Genomic DNA, 18,958 nt, shown 5'->3' on the forward strand with positions numbered 1-18,958 from the left:
TATGTGAATCTGGCGTGGCGGCGAAGCTATTGTGGGCTGTTTCGCCTTGTGCGGGACAAAGTGACTTATTATTTTCTGGACAATGAGCAGTATTTTAACCGCGCGAATCTGTACGGGTATATGGACGACGGAGAGCGGTTTGGATTTTTCTCCCGGGCGGTGGTGCGGATGCTGCCCCATATGGCCTTTTGGCCCGACGTGATTCACTGCAACGACTGGCAGAGCGCCCTCATTCCCATTTATCTGAAGGACGACGGCGTGCGGGAGGAACGGTACCGGGCTGTGCGCACCGTCATGACCATCCACAACATCGAGTATCAGGGACGGTTTGGGCCGGAGGTCGCAGGGGACCTGTTCGGGCTGGACTCCGGCTGGGTGAACGACGGCACCATCATGATGGATGGGGACGTGAATCTTTTAAAGGGGGCCATCCTCTGTGCCGACGCGGTGACCGCCGTGTCCCCCTCCTATGCGGAAGAGCTGAAATATGCTTATTTCGCCAACGGGATGGAGAGCGTGATGCGCCGGTGCGCCTATAAGCTCTCCGGCGTGCTCAACGGCATCGACATGAAGCGCTACGACCCCGCAGCCGACCCTCTGCTTGCGAAAAACTACTCCGCCGACGATCTTACCGGCAAGGCCGCCGACAAGGCGGAGCTGCAAAGGATGATGGGCCTGCGGGAAGAGCCGGACACGCCGATTCTCGCGGTGGTAAGCCGCCTTGTGGCCCACAAGGGGCTGGACCTCATTCGGGAGGTGTTCCACGACATCATGGAGCTTCCCGTGCAGTTGGTGGTGCTGGGGCAGGGAGAGGAGAAGTTTGAAGAGTTTTTCTCTTGGGCGCAGGGGCAGTACCCGGGCCGGATGGCGGCGCATCTTGGCTATGACGAGGCGCTTGCCATGAATATTTACGCGGGGGCGGATTTGTTTTTGATGCCCTCCCGCAGCGAGCCCTGCGGCCTGAGCCAGATGATTGCCATGCGGTACGGAACGGTCCCTATCGTCCGGGAGACCGGCGGGCTGAAGGACACCGTCCACCCTTACGAGGCGTGGCGGGACGCTGGCAACGGGTTTACCTTTGCGGCGTACAACTCTGGGGATATGCTTTTTGTCATCCGGCAGGCCGTTGGCCTTTACTGGGACTATCCGGACCATTTCCACCGCCTGCGGCAGCGCTGCATGGAGGGGGACTTTAGCTGGCGGCGCAGTGCCGGGGAATACCTGCGGATTTACAGCGGGATCACCGGAAAGCCCCGGGTCAAGCCAGTGGGTACAGAGCCGGAGAGCCCCGCCGGGGAGAAAGTGCTTGGAAAGCCCGCGGCGCAGGAGGAATCCGCTCAACCGGAAAAGGCGGTTCAACCGGCCGAGCCTGTCCAACAGACGAAATCCGCCCAACCGGCGGAGCCTGCTTTACAGGAGCAGTCTGCCCAAGTGGAGGAGTCCGCCCAGCCGGAAGACCCAGCACAAGTGGCGAAGCCTGTCCAATCCCGGCTGATGGGAAAGCCGGAGCAGGAAAAGCTTCCGGGAAGGCCGCCCCAAAGGAAGCTTCCGGCAAAGCCGGAAGCGGCGGCGCTTGCGGAGAAGGCGGCGGAGCCGGAGAAGACCGAAAGATCCGTCACAAAGCCGCCGGAACAAGCGAAGCAAGCCGAAAGAAAGACAGCCAAGAGGAAAGGAAGCGCGGACGAGAAAGAACTGTCCGCGGATAAGGCAGACGAATGACGGCATTTACAACAAGGGAACTGGAAGACGCGCTGACCCGAAAGCTGATGATCAACTTTGGGAAGACCGCCGAAGAGGCCGGGGAGACGGAGATGCTCCGCGCCTGCGCTCTCGTGCTGCGGGACGCCATGGCCCTGCGGGGCGTGGAAACCCGGCGGGAAACCCGCCAAAAGGAGAAAAAGAAGGTCCACTATCTGTCTCTGGAATTTCTGATGGGGCGAAGCCTTCAAAAAAACGCGTATAATCTGGGGGTGCTTCCCCGGTTGAAGGAAGCGCTGGAGCATCTGGGCTTTCAGGCTGGAGACGTATTCGAGCTGGAGCCGGACGCGGGCCTTGGTAACGGCGGTCTGGGCCGTCTGGCCGCCTGCTATCTGGACTCTATGAGCACGCTGGAAATTCCCGCCACGGGGTATTCCATCTGCTATGAGCTGGGGATTTTCAAGCAGAAGATTGTGGAGGGCCAGCAGGTGGAGCTGCCCGACGCGTGGAAGGGCATCGGCTCCGCGTGGCTGCTGCCAAAGCCGGAGGAGGCCCGGCAGGTCCGCTTCGGCGGCACGCTGCGGGAGTTTTGGAACGACGGGCATCTCCACATCGTGCAGGAGGGGGGAACCACCGTGCTGGCCGTCCCCTGCGACATGGAAATCGCCGGGTATGATACCAGCCACACCAACAAGCTGCGCCTGTGGGACGCAAAATCCCCCAAGCCCGTGGATATGAGCCTTTACTCCAAGGGGGAGTATCTCAAGGCCACGGAGGACGAGGCCATGGCGGAGGTGATCGCCAAGGTCCTTTATCCCGACGACAACCATGAGGAGGGCAAATCCCTGCGGCTCAAGCAGCAGTATTTCTTCGTCTCCGCCACGGTGCAGAGTATCGCGGAGGAGCATATGGCGGAATTCGGTACCATGGCCAACTTCCACGAGAAAAACGTGCTTCAGATCAACGACACCCACCCGGCACTGGTGATCCCCGAGCTGATGCGGATTCTGATTGACGACGCGGGCATGGGATGGGATCAGGCATGGGAGATTACCACCCGGTCTGTGGCCTATACCAACCACACGGTGCTGGCGGAGGCGCTGGAGAAGTGGTCCCAGGCGCTGTTTGAGCGGCTGCTGCCCCGCGTCTGGCAGATTACGGGGGAGATAGCCCGCCGGTGGGAGGAGAAGTGCCGCGCGTATTTCCACGACGAGGAAAAGGTGCGGGACACCGCCGTGGTCTGGGACGGGGTGGTCCGCATGGCGAACCTGTGCATCGCGGGGGGAATGCGGGTCAACGGCGTCAGCGCCCTCCACTCGGAAATTCTGAAAAGCGACGTGTTTCAAAACGCCTGCGCCATGGAGCCGGAGAAGTTCACCAACGTCACCAACGGCGTGGACCACCGGCGCTGGCTGGCGGAAATCAACCCGGGACTTCACGGACTGGTGTGCGATCTCGCGGGGGGCGAGGCGTATCTTATGGCCCCCCAGACCCTTGAAAGGTTGGACGCTTACGCCGACAACCGGGAAGTGCTGCGCCGCCTCGCGGAGATCAAACGAAGGAACAAGGAGGATTTTGCCGCTTATGCGAAACAGCAGCAAGGCGTGTTTCTGAACCCGGATGCGATTTTCGACGTGCAGGTGAAGCGCCTGCACGAGTACAAGCGCCAGCTTTTAAACGTGCTGCACATCATCGCCCTTTACCAGCGGTTGCAGGACGACCCGAACGCCATCGACCGGCCCCGCACCTTCCTCTTCGGGGCGAAGGCCGCGCCGGGGTATGCCGTGGCAAAGCGAATTATTCGCCTGATTAACTCTCTGGCGGACCAGATTGACCACGATCCCGTCTGCCGCGACAAGCTTCAGGTGGTGTTTCTGGAAAATTACCGGGTGTCCCTTGCGGAGCGGCTGATGCCCGCCAGCGAGGTTTCCCAGCAGATTTCCACCGCCGGAAAGGAAGCCAGCGGCACCGGAAACATGAAGTTTATGATGAACGGCGCTCTGACTGTGGGGACGCTGGACGGCGCCAACGTGGAGATGCACGACGTTTTGGGGGACGAGAACATGTTCCTCTTCGGGCTCCGGTCAAACGAGGCGGCGGCTCTAAGCCGGGAGGGGTATCTCCCCCAGAGGCTGTATGCCCGGGACCCGGTGCTGCACCGCGTATTGGACGCGCTGAAAACCGGCTTTCGGGATGGGGTGAGCTATGAGGACCTGTACCGGCGGCTGCTGTTCGGCGACCACGGCGCGCCTGCGGACGAATATCTGCTGCTGGCGGATTTTTCCGCCTACTGCGATGCGGAAAAGCGCATGGCGGCCACCTATGCCGACCCGCAGAAATGGAATGCCATAAGCCTGCGGAACATTGCCCGCAGCGGCGTGTTCGCGGCGGACCGGGCGGTGGCGGAGTACGCCGACCGAATTTGGCACGTACCCCATCGCAAGGTGCGGTAAGCTTTCGCCGGTAAAAGGAGCGGACCTCACATCCATTTTGTCCCGGCTTTACAAATGAGGACAAAACGGATATAATAATGAAGCTTTGTTACGGAGGGGAAACGCGCCAGGACCGGTCGGCATCGGCAAAACGCCGGGGCGGCGGGGAACGGCCCGAACCGAACACAAACCTTGCCCGGCTGTTTCCAAAAGCAGCCGGGCATTTTGCCGTTTTAGGCGGTGCAGCATATGAAATAGCGCTGCTGCGCTTATTTGGGAGATTCTTTCTGCGCAGCAGGCCAGAACAGCCGCCGCCCGTGCGCATGGAAAATACGATATAGTTTGACCGTTTACAAATAAAAAGGAGGAAACCTGTATGGGACTGATCAAAGCTGCGAAGGGCGCCGTCGAGGGGGCGCTGGCGGACCAGTGGAAGGAATATTTCTACTGTGAGGCTTTGCCTGCGGACGTACTGGCGGTGAAAGGACAAAAACGCACGTCCCGCCGCTCGTCCAACACCAAGGGAAGCGAGAATATCATCACCAGCGGCTCCGTCGTCGCCGTGGCGGACGGGCAGTGCATGATGATCGTGGACCAGGGGAAGGTGGCGGAGGTGTGCGCCGACCCCGGCGAATTTATCTACGACGCATCCACCGAGTCCTCCATTTTCTCCGGCGAGCTGGAGGAGAGTGTCCACCGTACCTTTGAGAGCATCGGCAGGCGGTTTACCTTTGGCGGTGAGCCGCCCAAGGACCAGCGGGTTTACTATTTCAACACCAAGGAGCTGCCGGGGAACAAATACGGCACGCCCAGCCCGGTTCCCTTCCGGGTGGTGGACCGGAACATTGGGCTGGATATGGATATCGCCATCCGCTGCTTTGGCGAGTACAGCTACCGCATCTGCGACCCGCTGCTGTTTTATACCAATGTCTGCGGCAATGTGGAGAACAGCTATACCCGGGGGAGCATTGACGGACAGTTGAAAAGCGAGCTGATGACCGCCCTCCAGCCCGCCTTTGCAAGAATCAGCGAAATGGGCATCCGCTATTCCGCCCTGCCCGGCCACACCATGGAGATGGCGCAGGCCCTCAACGAAGTGCTCAGTGAAAAATGGCGGAAGCTGCGGGGCCTTGAGATCATCTCGTTTGGTGTTTCCAGCGTAAAGGCAAGCGAAGAAGACGAGCGGATGATGAAGGAGCTGCAACGGAACGCGGCCTTCCGCGACCCCTCCATGGCGGCAGCCCATCTGACGGGAGCGCAGGCGGCGGCGATGCAGAGCGCCGCGGCAAATACGAGCACCGGCGCTCCCATGGCGTTTATGGGAATGAACATGGCGGGGGCCGCCGGCGGCATGAACGCGCAGGAGCTTTACCGCATGGCGCGGGAATCCGCGCCGGGACAGGCTGCGCCCGGGGGCGGCTGGAGCTGCCAATGCGGCGCGAAGGCCACCGGGAAATTCTGCCCCGAGTGCGGCAGGCCGAAGTCCGCACAGGATGGCTGGACCTGTGTCTGCGGCGCGGTGAACAAGGGCAAATTCTGCGCCGAGTGCGGGAAGGCAAAGCCTGTGGGCGTTCCTCAGTACAAGTGCGACAAGTGCGGCTGGGAGCCTGCCGACAAGGCCCGCCCGCCCAAATTCTGCCCCGAGTGCGGCGATCCCTTTGACGACGGGGACCTTCAGTAAAACAGACGGAGGTGAATGCTCATGGCCACCAATATTACCAATTACCAGTGCCCTGCCTGTACCGGCCCTTTACACTTTGGGACCGCGTCGGGAAAGCTGGAGTGCGAATACTGCGGCTTGTCCTTTGACGTAAAGGTCATTGAGCAGCTTTATGCAGACAAAGAGCAGGCGGCTGCCGCGCAGCCGGAGCCGGAAGCCGCTATGGGCGGCAGCGAGTGGAGCGAGGAAGAAGCGGCCCGCCTGCGGGCCTATGCCTGCCCCCCCTGCGGAGCGGAGCTGATCTGCGACGATACCACGGCCGCCACGTCCTGCCCCTATTGCGGCAACCCTTCGGTGATTCCCGCCCAGTTTTCAGGACATCTCAGGCCGGACTGCGTGATTCCCTTCCGCCTTGACAAAAGCGCCGCCGTGTCGGCGCTGGAGCGATATTACAAGGGCAAGCGCTTTTTGCCCAAGTCCTTTGGCTCAGGGAACCACATTCAAGAAATTAAGGGCGTTTATGTCCCCTTCTGGTTGTTTGACGGCAAGTCGGACGGGAATCTGAACTTTCGGGGAACCAGAGTTCAGGTGTTTAGAAGGGGAAACGAGGAAATCACTGTGACCGATCACTTCCGGGTGGTGCGGGAGGGCACCGTGGATTTTCAAAAGGTACCGGTAGACGGCTCCTCCAAAATGCCCGACGCGCATATGGACGCCATTGAGCCTTTCGACTACGGGGAGTTGAAGGAGTTTTCCACCGCGTATCTGCCCGGCTTTCTGGCGGATAAGTACGACCAGGACTCCGCAGAGTGCAAGGACCGGGCCTATTCCCGCATCAAGGCCAGCACGGAGGACGCCCTTTCCGCCACGGCCCGGGGCTATGCCACATTGCGGCAGGAGAGCGGAACCGTCCGGCTTCAAAAATGCAGGGCAAAGTATGCCCTGCTGCCGGTGTGGATGCTGGCAACCCGATGGGAGGGGAAGGATTTCCTTTTTGCCATGAACGGCCAGACGGGAAAGCTGGTGGGCGACCTGCCCATGGACTGGGTAAAATTCTGGCTTTGGTTCTTCGGGATTTCTCTGCCGCTGATGGGTCTGCTGGGCCTGATTTTGCTGTGAAGGGGGCGGGAATATGAAAAAGACTGGACTCTTTCTGCTTTTGGTGCTTGCCCTGACATTCGCGCTGCCCCTGCCCGCCATGGCGGCAGAGCTGGACGCGGTGACGGACGCGGCGGGCCTTTTGACGGAGACAGAGCGCGGGGAGCTGAACGACCGGGCGGAGGAGCTTGCCCAGCAATACCAGTGCGCGGTGTACATTGTCACCCTGGAAGACATGGAGGACATGGGCGGCAGCGATGCCTACGACCTTGCCACGGCTGTTTACACGGAATACGACTTGGGCTACGGCGAGGAGAAGAGCGGGCTGCTGCTTCTTTTGAGCATGGCGGAGCGGGACTATGCCCTGATTGCTTACGGCTATGGAAACACCGCCTTTACCGACTATGGAAAGGACGTGCTGCTGGACGAGGATGTGCTTCCTCTTTTGGGAGAGGATGCGTATTACGAGGGCTTTTCCGCCTATCTGGATACGGCGGGGGAGTATCTGGGCCTGGCGCGGGACGGGAAGCCCTTCGACGTGGAAAACGCCCCGGGATACGATGAAACGGAGGGCGGCTATGAGACGGGCAGCTCATACGGCACAAATGCCCGGCCCGAGTATGATGATGAGGAATTTGCCATCAGGCTGGGCGCGGTGATTTTGGTGCCGCTGTTGCTGGCGGGCGGAATTTGCCTATACTGGAAAAAGCAGATGAATACCGCTGTGTCCGCCCGAACTGCCGACCGCTACATTCCCTCAGACGGTTTTCATCTTACTGGTCAGCAGGATACCTTCCTTTACCGGACCGAGACGCGCCGCAGAATTGAAAATCATACCTCGGGGGGCGGACACGCAGGAGGTACTTCTATGCGTTCGGGCGGTTTCTCCGGCAGAAGCGGGAAGTTTTAAAAGCAGGGCAGGATGCCCGTTCTGTACCGACCGGATAGAGTTGGTTTTCACACTAGCGTCCGGAAAGTCATTGTCTATTTGCGGCGGAGCCGCTTACAGCGACGGCGGAAGAAGTTTTCTTCCGCCGCCCGTTTTTCCATCTGCATCATACCGAGTTTTAATAGTACCGATTAAAGGAGCGTTCATGAAAAAGGCACAGAGTATTTTTCTTCCGATTTTTGTCGCGGTTGCAGTTTTCCTTTCCGGCTGTGCTCCGGTGGCGCGGCCCCTTACCTTTACACTTACGGATGTGCCGGAGTTTTCCGACCAGCCCTACGTTCTGCTGAACGACAGCTTGCCGGCTTTTCCGGATACAGATTACGAGGAAACCTCTTTTGAGGAATACAGTTCCTTGGACCTTTTGGGCCGGTGCGGCCCGGCTTATGCCTCTGTAAGCCCAGATACCATGCCCACAGAACCCCGGGGTGAAATCGGGCAGGTGAAGCCCTCCGGCTGGCACACGGTGAAATACGACCTTGTGGACGGCAAATACCTCTATAACCGTTGCCACCTGCTGGGCTATCAGCTTACAGGGGAAAATGCCAACGAGGAAAATCTGATCACCGGAACCCGGTACATGAACGTGCAAGGGATGCTGCCCTTTGAAAACGAAGTGGCCGACTATGTGCGCGAAACGGGGAGCCATGTGCTCTACCGGGTTACGCCTGTTTTCGAGGGAACCGAGCTTGTGGCAAGGGGCGTTCAGATGGAGGCCGAATCCGTGGAGGACGGCGGCAAGGGCGTGCAATTTAACGTGTACGTCTACAACGCCCAGCCCGGCGTTACCATTGATTATGCCACGGGGAACAGCTATCTGACGGGCGAGGAGCCCCCGGCTTCCTCCGATACTTCGGAAGAGGAGAGCTACGTGCTCAACACGAAGTCCATGAAATTTCACCGCCCGGACTGCTCCGGCGTTCTCTCCATGAGCGAGGGCAACCGCCGGGACTATACCGGCAGCCGGGAAGATTTGATAGGGGAGGGATACACCCCCTGTGGGCAGTGCAAGCCCTGAAGGCGGCTTGGTCAGGAGGAAAAGCGCCCATTTTATAGGGATCCTTCCGCACGCATGAGGGTATGTATTTTTTGCATTGACAGCCTAAAGGAAAGTGATGTATTTATCTCTGCAAGAGATAAATACATCACTTTTTTGAGCGCTTTCATGTTAAAGAAAACTGAAGATCAGACACATACACGAAAAATGTCATCGAAGCTTGGGCTGCTGGGCTTTCTTGATATTTTAGGGTTTGGAGGCTTTTTTCCGGGCGTTCTAAATGTGGAAGGAGTAGTAGCCGTACCGTCGTTTTTCTTCTGTTTTGGCTTCTTTGGCTTTTTCGGGTTCTACTATGAGGGGAAAATGTCCGGCACTTTTTTATCTCGCGGGTCTCAGCCGCTAAGGGTGACAAGGCGGCGCATACCGTTCAGGTCGCCGTCGCTCACCGGAGCGGAAAGGACCCCGCCCAGCGCACCGGTAACGTCGCCCTGCACGCGGGCCAGCTCCTCCATCGCCGCCGCCAGAGCCGAGCCAAACTCCTCTCCGGTCAGTACCTCGTCTCCCGGACGAACGGCTAAAATCGTGTCATAGTACTTCTCAGTAACGCCGATGACGGCGGTTTCGTCAAAAATTCCGCCGGGGCGCTGCAACGTTCCCTGCCAGAAGGACGCCAAATACGACCGGGCGTCGGCGGGAATGACGGCCACGTCCGCATCTCCTGCGGCCAGCGCGGTCAGGAGATCTTGCCCGCTCCCACTTGGCAATGTGCTTACGGCCCCCCCGGTCAGGTCAGAGAGGGTGTTCCCTTCATAGTGATCCGCAAGCCACAGGTCGGTCATGTTTGTTTCATCCGGGGTCAGAAGCCACGCGGCCCGATCAAGCTCATCCCAAGTCAGGGGCGTGTCCGACGCGGCCCGGTTTGCCAACTGAAGGCCATAGTCTGACGGGCCTGCCAGAATCAGATATCGCTGCCCGCCGGAGGCTGCTTCGCTGCGGGCGATTTCCCCGCTTTTCCAGTCGGCAGGGTCGGAGCTGTCGGGAAGGCCGTCGTGCTCGTGTGCCGTCAGCAGAGGAACGGCGGACCCGCCCGCCTCCACAAAGGAATTACCGGGCAGCACGGCTAAATCCACGCCGCCCTCCTCCAGAGCCTGAGCTGTGGCCGCCGGAGATGCGCCCACGGTGACCTCTACCGTGCCAGCTTCCACGCCGTGGTTGGCCAGCGCGGATTTCAAAGCCTGCGGAAGGGCCTGCACGGCGTACATCAATTCGTCGGAAGAAAGTCCCTCCCGGCGGGTCAGCTCCAGCCGCAGCGTTTCCAGCTTCAGCGGTTCGTCGGCGGAAGAAGAGACAGACGAGGAAGCGGAGGTCGATCCGGTCCCTGCTTTGCAGGCGGACAGGCAGGATATCAACAAAAGCGCCGCCAGCGCGGCCGCAACGTTTTTCATGGCAATTTCCTCCAGATAAATCATAGGCTCGTTGGCTGCAAGGGTAGACATTTTTGGGGCCGTGTGGTATGATAACCGCATAATTTTTGTCAGTCAATTGTATCATCGGATCCAGCCGGACGCAAGGCCGGCGGCAGAAAGAACAGGAGGAAATGGAAATGTATCAGCGCTCAGAAAATTGCTATCGCGAGGATCAAAACATACGCGGAGGGAAGGGATTAACCCACATCAAAGTCTTGGCAACACCGGATCAGATGTACGGCAAGGCCAGAATTTTCAACCACATGACCCTCGATCCGGGCTGCTCCTTCGGGTACCATGCTCACGAGCATGAGACGGAGTTTTACTACATCCTAAGCGGAGAGGCGATCTTTAGCGACAATGGCACAGAGGTGATTCTCCACACCGGAGACATTGCCGAAACCGGCGGCGGCGATGCCCACAGTCTGGAAAACCGCGGCGACGTGCCGGTGGAGCTGATTGCGCTGATCATCAACGAATAAGGCGCGCCTTTGTGAGCAAGCTGACTGATCAGCTCCGCGCCCACGGCGCGGACATGGACGGAGCCATGAATCGTCTTTTGGGCGATGAGGAGTTGTACGCCATGTGCTTCGATCTGTTTTTAGAGGACACGGCCTTTGCCACGCTGGGTGCCGCGCTGGATGCGGGGGACCATGCCGCCGCATTTGAGGCGGCCCATTCACTGAAGGGCGTGGCCGGGAATCTGGGACTAACCCGGATCTACCGGCTCAGCGGTGAGCTGGTGGAACCGCTGCGCGGCTGCGCGGCGGCAGAGACGGATCTTCCGGGCCTGTACGCAGACCTGATGGAGGAGCGCGCCGTGCTGCGCCTTTTGAAGGAGAAATAGCTGACCGTCTCTTTTGACAAAGGGGCGGCGGGCCGCGCGTCAAGCAGCGCGTAGGCGCAGGGAAAATGAAAAAGGCCGCTTGAGGGGCCGTGGTTTTTTGAAAATAAGCGGAGCGGAGGAACCTAAATCCTTCGCTCCGCGTTTGCTGTTTTCCGGTTCCAGAACGAAAAGCATTCCGGATTTGTGAAAAGCTACGTCCCACAGACACTATTTTGCATGATTTATGTGCACAAAATCCGAAAAGTCATTTGACTCTTTGCGAAAATATGCTATAATGATAAATATGACAGATTTCTACCGATTTTGACCTGCCCACGCCGGGGAACCGACGGGGCGGGGCTTGCGGGCGCGGCGAACAGGGAAAGCCGCGCCCGAATTATATGAGAGGGAAGTGACCCGGATGGATCGTACGGCCTATGGGCATCTTAAAAAATGGAAAGAACGGAAAACCCGCCGCCCGCTGATATTGCGGGGACCCAGACAGGTTGGCAAGACTTGGCTGCTGCGGGAGTTTGGCGAGAGGGAATATGCGCGGTGCGTATATGTGGACTTTGAAAGCAGTGTCCAGATTTCCGGCCTGTTTGACGAAAATCCTTCGGTGGACCGGATCGTCACGGAACTGGAGCTGTATGCCGGATACAAAATCGACCCGGCGGAGACGCTGCTGGTGTTTGACGAGATTCAGGCCATTCCGCAGGCGCTGGCCTGCCTGAAGTTGTTTGGCAAAGAGGCGCCGCAGTATCATGTTCTCTGCGGCAGCAGCGGTCTGGACGCGGCTATCCGAAGCGGCGCCCCCTTCCCTGCGGAGTGGGTGGAGGTTTTGGATTTGCACCCTCTGTCTTTTTTCGAGTTTCTCCGTGCAGTGGGCCGGGAGGAGTACGTGGAGATGCTGCGGGAAAGCCGTTATGACCTGACACCCAACTACCGTCAGGACTATATCCGATTCTTAAAATACTATTGCTTCGTGGGCGGTATGCCCGAGGCGGTCGGTGCCTTTGCGGCGGACCGCGATTTTTTTGCCGCCCGGGAGGCACAGACGCGCATTCTGTCCGTCTACGAGCAGAGTTTTTCAAAGTATGCGCCTATTGACGCGCTGTCTCGCATCCGAACGCTGTGGAATAGCATTCCCCGGCAGTTGGACCGGGAGAACCGAAAATTTCTCTTTGGAGCGATGAAGGAAGGCGCCCGCGCCCGGGAGTTTGACGCCGCGCTGACATGGCTGACGGACAACGGCCTTGCCCGGGACATTCATCGGGCAGAGGTGCCGGAGTCGCCGCTGGTGGCCAGCGAGGATGCCCGGGCGTTTAAGCTGTATCTTTCGGATGTGGGCCTGCTTGGCTGTATGCTTGGTCTTCGGCAAGACATGCTGCTGGAGGGCAACTCCGTGTTCCAGGCCTATCACGGGGCGCTGACGGAGCAGTACGCGCTCCAGCAGCTCGACAGTCTGAACCAGATGGTCGTGTGCTACTGGATGGCTCCCCGAGGTACTGCGGAGGTGGAATTTCTGGTGGACAACGGGTTGGAAGCCATTCCCGTGGAGGTGGCGGTGGAGCAGAACCTCCAGTCCAAAAAGCTGAAGGTCTTCCGGGAGCGGTTTTTGCCCCGGCAGTCCATTCGTGCTTCCCTTGCGGACTACCGCCGGGAACCGGGACTTTTAAACCTGCCCCTCTGGGCGATTGAGACGCTGTGAAGTACACATGGCGGCTGCACGGTGATGCCCGATAAAAACGAAGTGCGCTTTGGCGATTGATTCGCCAAAGCGCACTTATTTCCCGTAAAGCAAACGGGTTTGAGAGCACACAGGTCCCCTTGCTGTCCCATCCGCTCCACTGGGAGCAGGGTTTCCGCCCATTGAGGATGTTCCTCCAAAAAGCGCTGCGTGGGGCTGAAATCCTTCCACTGATGCATGGGAATCAGGCGCTGAACTTCCGCCAGCTCCAAGAGATAGCAAAGGCCCCAGTCGGCGGCATTTCCCTGACGGGGGTCCAAGGGGGCAAAGGCCAAGTCGATGCGCCGTCCTCGGAGAGGTTCAATATACCGCTTGAAGTCGGCCTCCATATTCCGGTTCCAGTCCCCCGGCTCTTCTTCCCAGTGCCACCAGTTCAGGTCTCCGGCGTGGTAAAGGGTTTTCCCCTCGCAGGTGATGATCAGCGCAACGCCCTCGTCGGTAGAGGGCAAAGTTTCCACCGTGACGCCGTGGGGCAGCTCTATGTGTTCGTTCCCGTCCAACACGGCGCACTTTTCCGCCGTTTCGGGAGAGAGCCCCCATTTTTCCCGGTTTTCGGCGGAAAGTTCGATGCCTTTCCCCAGCAGGAAGCGGACCTCGCGGCTCCCGTCGTCCAGAGAAAAAATTTTTGAGGTAAAGTGGTCGCCGTGGGCATGGCTTGCAAAGCAGAACAGAGGCTTATCCGAAAGGGGCGGCAGTTGGCCTTTCCACCAGTCAAACAGGAGATAAACCCCGTCCAGCTCCACAAGAAAGCCGCTGTGGGCCAAAAATGTGATGCGCATTATTTGAATTTTACAGCCGTGCCGTAGGCCACAACCTCAGCCGCGCTTTGCATCACGGAGGAGGACGCGTACCGCAGGCCCACCACCGCGTCCGCGCCCAAATGCTCCGCCTCGTCCATCATGCGCTTTGTGGCAATGGCCCGGGCCTCGTCCAGCATGTCCGTGTAGCTTTTGATCTCGCCGCCCACCAGCGTTTTCATTCCGGCCATAAAATCGTGGCCGAAGTTTTTGCTGAATACCACGGCGCCTTTCACCGTTTCCAAGGCTTCCAGCTCCCGCCCGGGAATCGTCTCAATCGTAACCAGTTTCATTTGTGTGTCCTCCTGTCATATTTTGCGTGTATGCGCCGCCCGCATCGGTCCAAAGTCAATAACGCTTCGCGTCTTCCTCTTCTCCTTGGCCAAGTTCCCGCAGGCGCTGAATCAATGCCCAAATCCCGCCCACAATCACTGCCCCGGGAAGCTCCAGCAGCAGCGCCGCCACCGGCGCAGGCGGAATGCCTGCCGGGTCCGTGTCAAAGCCCCAGACCAGCAGCCAAATCATGCCCAGCATCAGCACCGCCATGAAAACCGCGCAGGCAATGGGCGCGATGTAGCGCCCGGGGCCGCCTCTTTTTTTCCAATTCATAAAATCATCCTCCTGCTCCGACCGCGTGTAAAGAGCTTACGAAAAATTTAAAAAAGGGATATCCCCATGCAGCGAAATATGCTATACTTGGAGCATGGTTCCTCCTGAAGGACGGAGCCTTGAAATTTACTTTTCAGGAGTACAGTATATCATGCCCCGTACCCATCTGACAACTCTATCGGATATTGTTTCCCCGCTTCTTTTTTGGTATCGTGCGAATGCCCGGGACCTGCCTTGGCGGAAGACCCGGGACCCTTACCGTATCTGGGTGTCGGAGGTAATGCTCCAGCAGACACGGGTTGCGGCGGTGTTGGGATATTATGGGCGGTTTCTCACTGTGTTTCCCACGGTGGAGGCGCTGGCGGACGCGTCGGAAGAGACGCTTTTCAAGCAATGGGAAGGCCTTGGCTATTACAGCCGGGCCAGAAATTTGCAGCGGGCGGCACGTCTTGTGGCTGAGACCATGGAGGGACGCTTCCCCAATACCTATGACGGGCTTCTTGCCCTGCCGGGGGTCGGAGACTACACAGCCTCTGCTGTGGCCTCGGTGGCCTTCGGGCTGCCAGAACCTGCGGTGGACGGCAACGTGCTCCGGGTGTTCACCCGGCTGACGGACTGTCATGACGACATTGCCGATTCCGGGACGAAAAAAGCCGTTCGGGAACAAATTGGAGCGGTGATACCTCACGATTCGGAGGACATCCGCATTTTCAACCAGGCGCTGATGGAGTTGGGGGCCGTGGTCTGCGTGCCGAATGGCCCGCCAAAATGCGCACAGTGCCCTCTGATGGCACGCTGCCTTGGTCGAAGCCGGGGAACAGCGGAGCGTTTGCCGGTAAAGTCCCCCAAAAAGGCCCGGCGGATTGAGGAAAAAACCGTGTTTCTTTTCCTGCGAGGCGGAGAGATTGCTTTGCGCAAGCGGCCCGAAGGCGGCCTGCTGGCGGGGCTGTGGGAGTTTCCCAACGGAGAGGGCGCGCTGGACGAGACGGCAGCGGCCGATCTATGCTCCCGCTGGGCGCTTTCTCCCCGGGCGTGGAAACGCCGATTGACAGCGAAGCATATTTTTACCCATGTGGAGTGGCATATGACCTGCTATGTGCTGGAGGTTTCTGGCAGCGGACCGGAGGACTTTTTATGGGCGGACGAATCGGTGCTGGACCGGCTGGCCGTGCCATCTGCCTTCGCCCGGATGAAGGAAGAGGCAATAACCGCACTGGAGGAATACCATGGTGAAAAACAGCCTGAAGGAGGTCCTTCCCATGGGCTTGACGGTGGAGCTTGCATATGACTGTCAGGACGAGATTCGTTCGCTGTTTCAGGAATATACGGAGATGCTGGTGCGGGAGAGTCCATCCGTTGCGGACTATCTGAACCTCCAGCACTATGACGCCGAGTTTTACGACCTTGAAAGCAAATACGGCCTGCCGGATGGACGGGTGTATCTTGCGCGAGTGGACGGCGCTGCGGCGGGATGCGCCGCGCTGCGAAAGCTGGACGACACCCGCTGCGAGCTGAAGCGGATGTATGTCCGTCCACAATATCGCGGGCAGAAAATTTCCGGGGTGCTGCTGGACCGGCTTCTAGCGGACGCATGGGAGATCGGCTATCAAAAAATGCTGCTGGACACCCTGCCGTTTTTGACACAGGCCATTGGCATATACAGGCGGCGGGGATTTCAGGATATCCCCTGCTATAACGACAGTCCCCTGCCGGAAACGATTTATATGGAGCTGGAGCTGTAAGTCTCAAAGACCAGATTTTGAAACGTATGCGGAAAGCGAGGTGCTGCTGATATGTTATTGACATTGGAATTGGCTTATGAACAGCCGGAGGTCATGCGTTCCATGATTCAGGAATATGTGGATACGCTGATTCTGGCGGTGCCGCCCTTCGCCTCGTATTTGCAGGTGCAGCACTGCGATGCGGAGCTGGCAAATCTGCGCCAGAAATACGGCAAGCCGGACGGGCGGCTCTATCTTGCCCGGGTGGACGGAACGCCCGCGGGCTGCGCCGCTTTGCGGCGGCTGGACGGGGAGAGCTGCGAAGTGAAGCGGCTGTATGTCCGCCCTCGGTTCCGGAAAAAGGGCGCGGGCAGGGCGATGACGGAACGGCTGATTTCCGACGCGCGGGAGATTGGTTACCGGCAGATGAAGCTGGACACCCTTCCCATGCTGCCCGACGCGCTCCGCCTGTTCCGCGCGCTGGGGTTTCAGGAGATTCCCCGGTATAACGACAGTCCGCTGCCGGGAACTATTTTCATGCAGCTTACGCTGTAACATCGTCAAAGGAGGCATTACCATGGCTTTTTGGAATCGGGACGAGGAAAGCGATTGGGAAAAGCACCAGAGAGCGAGGGAAAAGGAAACGGAGAAGGCGGGAAAGCCCACCGCCTCCGATGAATTTAAGGCATATTTCAAGGCCGTCCGTCAGGGATTGGGAGCGGAGGACGGCTATGCCCAGCAGCCGGGAGAGAAGGACACGCCCTTGAAAACCTTTCTGTCCCGCCTAAGCCGGGACAAGCCGGAGGAGGACGAGGGCCCGCCGGAGAAATGCCCGTGGTGCGGGGGAGATATGGTCAAGGGCTATCTGTGGGGTGGTCGGGGCGTGTACTGGCAGAAGAAAAAACCCGGCTTTTTCTCCAACGGTTTTTCTGTGGAAACTGTGGACGTGTCCGAGTCGGGCGACTTGGGCAGCATGGGATATAAAACTATGTGGCACTGCGAGGCCTGCCGCAAAATGGTGACTGACATCCGGGACCTGAATCCACCGCTGGGCGAGAGGAAGCCGGAAGAGCATTCCCTTTCTTACGAAGAGCAGATCAGCATGGCGGAGCACGGGGATGGCGAAGGGGAGAACGGGGCCAACGGCTCAGAGAACGAAACGGAAGAGACATAAGAGGGAGAAAACAACTGCATGGCACAGCTTTACTTTAAATATGGGGCTATGGGCTCCAGCAAAACGGCAAACGCGCTGATGACCCGCTTCAACTATGAGGAGCGGGGCCAGCAGGTGCTTCTGGTGAAGCCCCGGCTGGACCTGCGGGACGGGGACCATATGGTGTCCTCCCGCATCGGTCTGAAATACCCCTGCATCTACTTTGATGAGATGCAGCAAATCAACCCCATGGAATTGCAGCAAAACGCCTGCATCATTGTGGACGAGGCCCAGTTTCTCACCAAGGCGGAGGTGGACTACCTCGTCTCTCTTGTGGACGACGCGGGGATCCCCGTCATTTGCTATGGCCTGCGGGCGGACTTTAAGGGCGACCTTTTCCCCGGCAGCGAGGAGCTGCTGGTGATGGCGGATAAAATCGAAGAGGTGAAAACCATCTGCTGGTGCGGCAAAAAGGCGTCCTTTAACGCCCGGTTTGACAAAAGTGGCCGGGTGCTGAAGGAGGGGGCGCAGGTTGTGCTGGGAGCCAACGACCAGTACATTGGCCTGTGCCGTAAACACTGGCGGGAAGGGAACCTTGGCCCCGATTTCAAGGTGGAGCAGCCGTGATTTGCAGCATTTGCCCTCGGAGCTGCGGGGCCGAGCGGACGGAGACGGTTTCCGGCGGCGTGTGCCAAATGCCGCTGACTCCTGTGGCGGCGAAGGCCATGCTCCATTTATGGGAGGAACCGTGCCTTGTGGGGGACCGGGGCGCGGGCTGCGTCTTTTTCTCCGGATGCAATCTGCGGTGCAGCTTTTGCCAGAACGGAAGTATCTCCCAAGGAGACTGTGGAAAGCCCGTGAGCGTTTCCCGCCTGCGGGAGATTTACGAAGAGCTGATTGAAAAGGGCGCGGCGTGCATCGACCTTGTAACTCCCACCCACTTTACACTCGCTGTGGCCGAATCGCTGGACCGGCCTCTGCCGGTTCCCGTGGTGTGGAACTCCGGCGGCTATGAAGAGCCGAAGACGCTGGGGATGCTGGAGGGAAAGGTGCAGATTTACCTGCCGGATTTGAAATATGCCCTTCCCGGACCCGCGAAGGAATACTCCGGCGCGGAGGATTATTTCCACTGGGCCAAGGCCGCGATTTTGGAGATGTTCCGCCAGACGGGGCCGTATCAAATGAAAGATGGGCGGCTGAAATCCGGGGTTCTGATCCGCCATCTGGTGCTTCCGGGGGAGCTGGAAAACACCCGCCGGGTGCTGGACTGGGTGTCTTCCGCCTTTCGACCGGGAGATGTGCTGTTCTCTCTGATGGCCCAGTACACGCCCCAGCCGGGGGCGAAGGGAGTTCTTGCCCGTCGGGTGACAGGGGCGGAATATGCCGCTGCCGCGCAGTATATGGAAAACTGCGGGATTGCCGACGGCTATGTGCAGGAGCGCACCTCCGCCAAGGAGGAATACACGCCGGACTTTGATCTTTCCGGCATCTGAGACGATCACCCACAACGCGCTGAAAGTACGTCCTGTGCCTCACTGGGTGACACGGCCCGTGTTGCTTAAGACGGTATCTAATTAAAAGGCCCGCCTGTCCGGTTTTTTACGGGACAGGCGGGCCTTAACTTAGCGTGGAAGTGAATGCTATCTGCAAGCACAGCGTCAAACAGCGCGGCGCTATTTTCCCTGCCGATACCCCATGGCGCTGGAGATTTGGCCCGCAGTGGTCTGCGTGAGAAGCAGACCGCCTCCAAATTCCCGGGCCTGCGCTTTGTCGAACATGCCGATGATCCCCCCGGCGTCTTTCAC

Annotated in this window: 19 protein-coding genes; 15 read left to right on the forward strand and 4 right to left on the reverse strand. The window is 58.9% G+C overall.

The annotated features are described in order from the left end of the window. From RTK01_RS00740 to RTK01_RS00765, 6 genes are all read left to right on the forward strand, one after another. The coding region (locus RTK01_RS00740; RefSeq protein WP_312279128.1) for a glycogen/starch synthase at nucleotides 1-1,719 on the forward strand (1,719 nt) is incomplete at its 5' end. Next, nucleotides 1,716-4,151 (forward strand): glycogen/starch/alpha-glucan phosphorylase, encoded by a 2,436-nt coding sequence (locus RTK01_RS00745; protein WP_312279129.1) that lies wholly within the window; start codon nucleotides 1,716-1,718, stop codon nucleotides 4,149-4,151. The genes RTK01_RS00740 and RTK01_RS00745, both read left to right, overlap by 4 nt. 355 nt (nucleotides 4,152-4,506) lie before the next feature. Further along, nucleotides 4,507-5,811 carry an SPFH domain-containing protein gene (locus RTK01_RS00750; RefSeq protein ID WP_312279130.1) on the forward strand — a complete coding sequence of 435 codons (1,305 nt, stop codon included), beginning with the start codon at nucleotides 4,507-4,509 and terminating at the stop codon, nucleotides 5,809-5,811. A gap of 21 nt (nucleotides 5,812-5,832) precedes the next feature. Further along, complete coding sequence (locus RTK01_RS00755; RefSeq protein ID WP_312279131.1) at nucleotides 5,833-6,909, forward strand: Trm112 family protein; 1,077 nt, start codon at nucleotides 5,833-5,835, stop codon at nucleotides 6,907-6,909. A gap of 13 nt (nucleotides 6,910-6,922) precedes the next feature. Next, nucleotides 6,923-7,798 carry a TPM domain-containing protein gene (locus tag RTK01_RS00760; protein ID WP_312279132.1) on the forward strand — a complete coding sequence of 292 codons (876 nt, stop codon included), beginning with the start codon at nucleotides 6,923-6,925 and terminating at the stop codon, nucleotides 7,796-7,798. 184 nt (nucleotides 7,799-7,982) lie between these two features. Beyond that, complete coding sequence (locus RTK01_RS00765) at nucleotides 7,983-8,852, forward strand: DNA/RNA non-specific endonuclease (RefSeq protein ID WP_312279133.1); 870 nt, start codon at nucleotides 7,983-7,985, stop codon at nucleotides 8,850-8,852. Between the two features lie 371 nt (nucleotides 8,853-9,223). Here RTK01_RS00765 and RTK01_RS00770 read toward each other — a convergent pair whose 3' ends face one another. Further along, entirely contained in the window at nucleotides 9,224-10,327 is a 1,104-nt protein-coding gene (locus tag RTK01_RS00770) for a PhnD/SsuA/transferrin family substrate-binding protein (protein WP_312279134.1), read from the reverse strand. Between the two features lie 107 nt (nucleotides 10,328-10,434). Here RTK01_RS00770 and RTK01_RS00775 point away from each other — a divergent pair, with 107 nt between their 5' ends. The 3 genes from RTK01_RS00775 to RTK01_RS00785 all read left to right on the forward strand — a co-directional run bounded on the left by RTK01_RS00775 (nucleotide 10,435) and on the right by RTK01_RS00785 (nucleotide 12,834). Continuing rightward, entirely contained in the window at nucleotides 10,435-10,779 is a 345-nt protein-coding gene (locus RTK01_RS00775; RefSeq protein WP_312279135.1) for a cupin domain-containing protein, read from the forward strand. A gap of 11 nt (nucleotides 10,780-10,790) precedes the next feature. Further along, the gene (locus tag RTK01_RS00780; protein WP_312279136.1) at nucleotides 10,791-11,144 is read left to right on the forward strand and encodes an Hpt domain-containing protein; all 354 of its coding nucleotides are present in this window, start codon (nucleotides 10,791-10,793) and stop codon (nucleotides 11,142-11,144) included. A 400-nt stretch (nucleotides 11,145-11,544) separates the two neighbouring features. Further along, the gene (locus RTK01_RS00785; RefSeq protein WP_312279137.1) at nucleotides 11,545-12,834 is read left to right on the forward strand and encodes an ATP-binding protein; all 1,290 of its coding nucleotides are present in this window, start codon (nucleotides 11,545-11,547) and stop codon (nucleotides 12,832-12,834) included. Here the strand turns inward: RTK01_RS00785 and RTK01_RS00790 are convergent. From RTK01_RS00790 to RTK01_RS00800, 3 genes are read right to left on the reverse strand one after another with little or no spacing between them, the layout of a single operon-like run. Continuing rightward, nucleotides 12,777-13,652: an MBL fold metallo-hydrolase gene (locus RTK01_RS00790; RefSeq protein ID WP_312279138.1), complete on the reverse strand. Its 876-nt coding sequence runs from the start codon at nucleotides 13,650-13,652 to the stop codon at nucleotides 12,777-12,779. The two genes, RTK01_RS00785 and RTK01_RS00790, sit on opposite strands and share 58 nt — an antisense overlap. Then, nucleotides 13,652-13,963 carry a YbjQ family protein gene (locus tag RTK01_RS00795; RefSeq protein WP_312279139.1) on the reverse strand — a complete coding sequence of 104 codons (312 nt, stop codon included), beginning with the start codon at nucleotides 13,961-13,963 and terminating at the stop codon, nucleotides 13,652-13,654. Before RTK01_RS00795 ends, RTK01_RS00790 begins: the two co-directional genes overlap by 1 nt. A gap of 55 nt (nucleotides 13,964-14,018) precedes the next feature. Continuing rightward, a complete protein-coding gene (locus RTK01_RS00800; protein WP_312279140.1) occupies nucleotides 14,019-14,279 on the reverse strand; it encodes a hypothetical protein in 261 nt (86 codons plus the stop codon). A gap of 151 nt (nucleotides 14,280-14,430) precedes the next feature. On the opposite strand from RTK01_RS00800, the gene mutY reads away from it, so the two are divergent. The 6 genes from mutY to RTK01_RS00830 are packed head-to-tail and all read left to right on the forward strand — an operon-like array spanning nucleotide 14,431 to nucleotide 18,646. After that, nucleotides 14,431-15,567, forward strand: coding sequence for an A/G-specific adenine glycosylase (gene mutY / locus RTK01_RS00805; protein ID WP_312279141.1), 1,137 nt, complete (start codon nucleotides 14,431-14,433; stop codon nucleotides 15,565-15,567). Beyond that, nucleotides 15,506-16,021 (forward strand): GNAT family N-acetyltransferase, encoded by a 516-nt coding sequence (locus RTK01_RS00810; protein ID WP_312279142.1) that lies wholly within the window; start codon nucleotides 15,506-15,508, stop codon nucleotides 16,019-16,021. Before mutY ends, RTK01_RS00810 begins: the two co-directional genes overlap by 62 nt. A 51-nt stretch (nucleotides 16,022-16,072) precedes the next feature. Next, the gene (locus RTK01_RS00815) at nucleotides 16,073-16,555 is read left to right on the forward strand and encodes a GNAT family N-acetyltransferase (protein WP_312279143.1); all 483 of its coding nucleotides are present in this window, start codon (nucleotides 16,073-16,075) and stop codon (nucleotides 16,553-16,555) included. A 22-nt stretch (nucleotides 16,556-16,577) separates the two neighbouring features. After that, a complete protein-coding gene (locus RTK01_RS00820; RefSeq protein WP_312279144.1) occupies nucleotides 16,578-17,174 on the forward strand; it encodes a PF20097 family protein in 597 nt (198 codons plus the stop codon). An 18-nt stretch (nucleotides 17,175-17,192) separates the two neighbouring features. After that, nucleotides 17,193-17,780, forward strand: a complete 588-nt coding sequence (locus tag RTK01_RS00825; RefSeq protein WP_312279145.1) for a thymidine kinase — start codon at nucleotides 17,193-17,195, stop codon at nucleotides 17,778-17,780. Further along, nucleotides 17,777-18,646: a 4Fe-4S cluster-binding domain-containing protein gene (locus RTK01_RS00830; RefSeq protein WP_312279146.1), complete on the forward strand. Its 870-nt coding sequence runs from the start codon at nucleotides 17,777-17,779 to the stop codon at nucleotides 18,644-18,646. The genes RTK01_RS00825 and RTK01_RS00830 overlap by 4 nt, the downstream gene beginning before the upstream one ends. Nucleotides 18,647-18,958: the final 312 nt, after the last annotated feature.

This window comes from Oscillibacter sp. (genome assembly GCF_031978065.1).
GTDB lineage: Bacteria > Bacillota > Clostridia > Oscillospirales > Oscillospiraceae > Oscillibacter.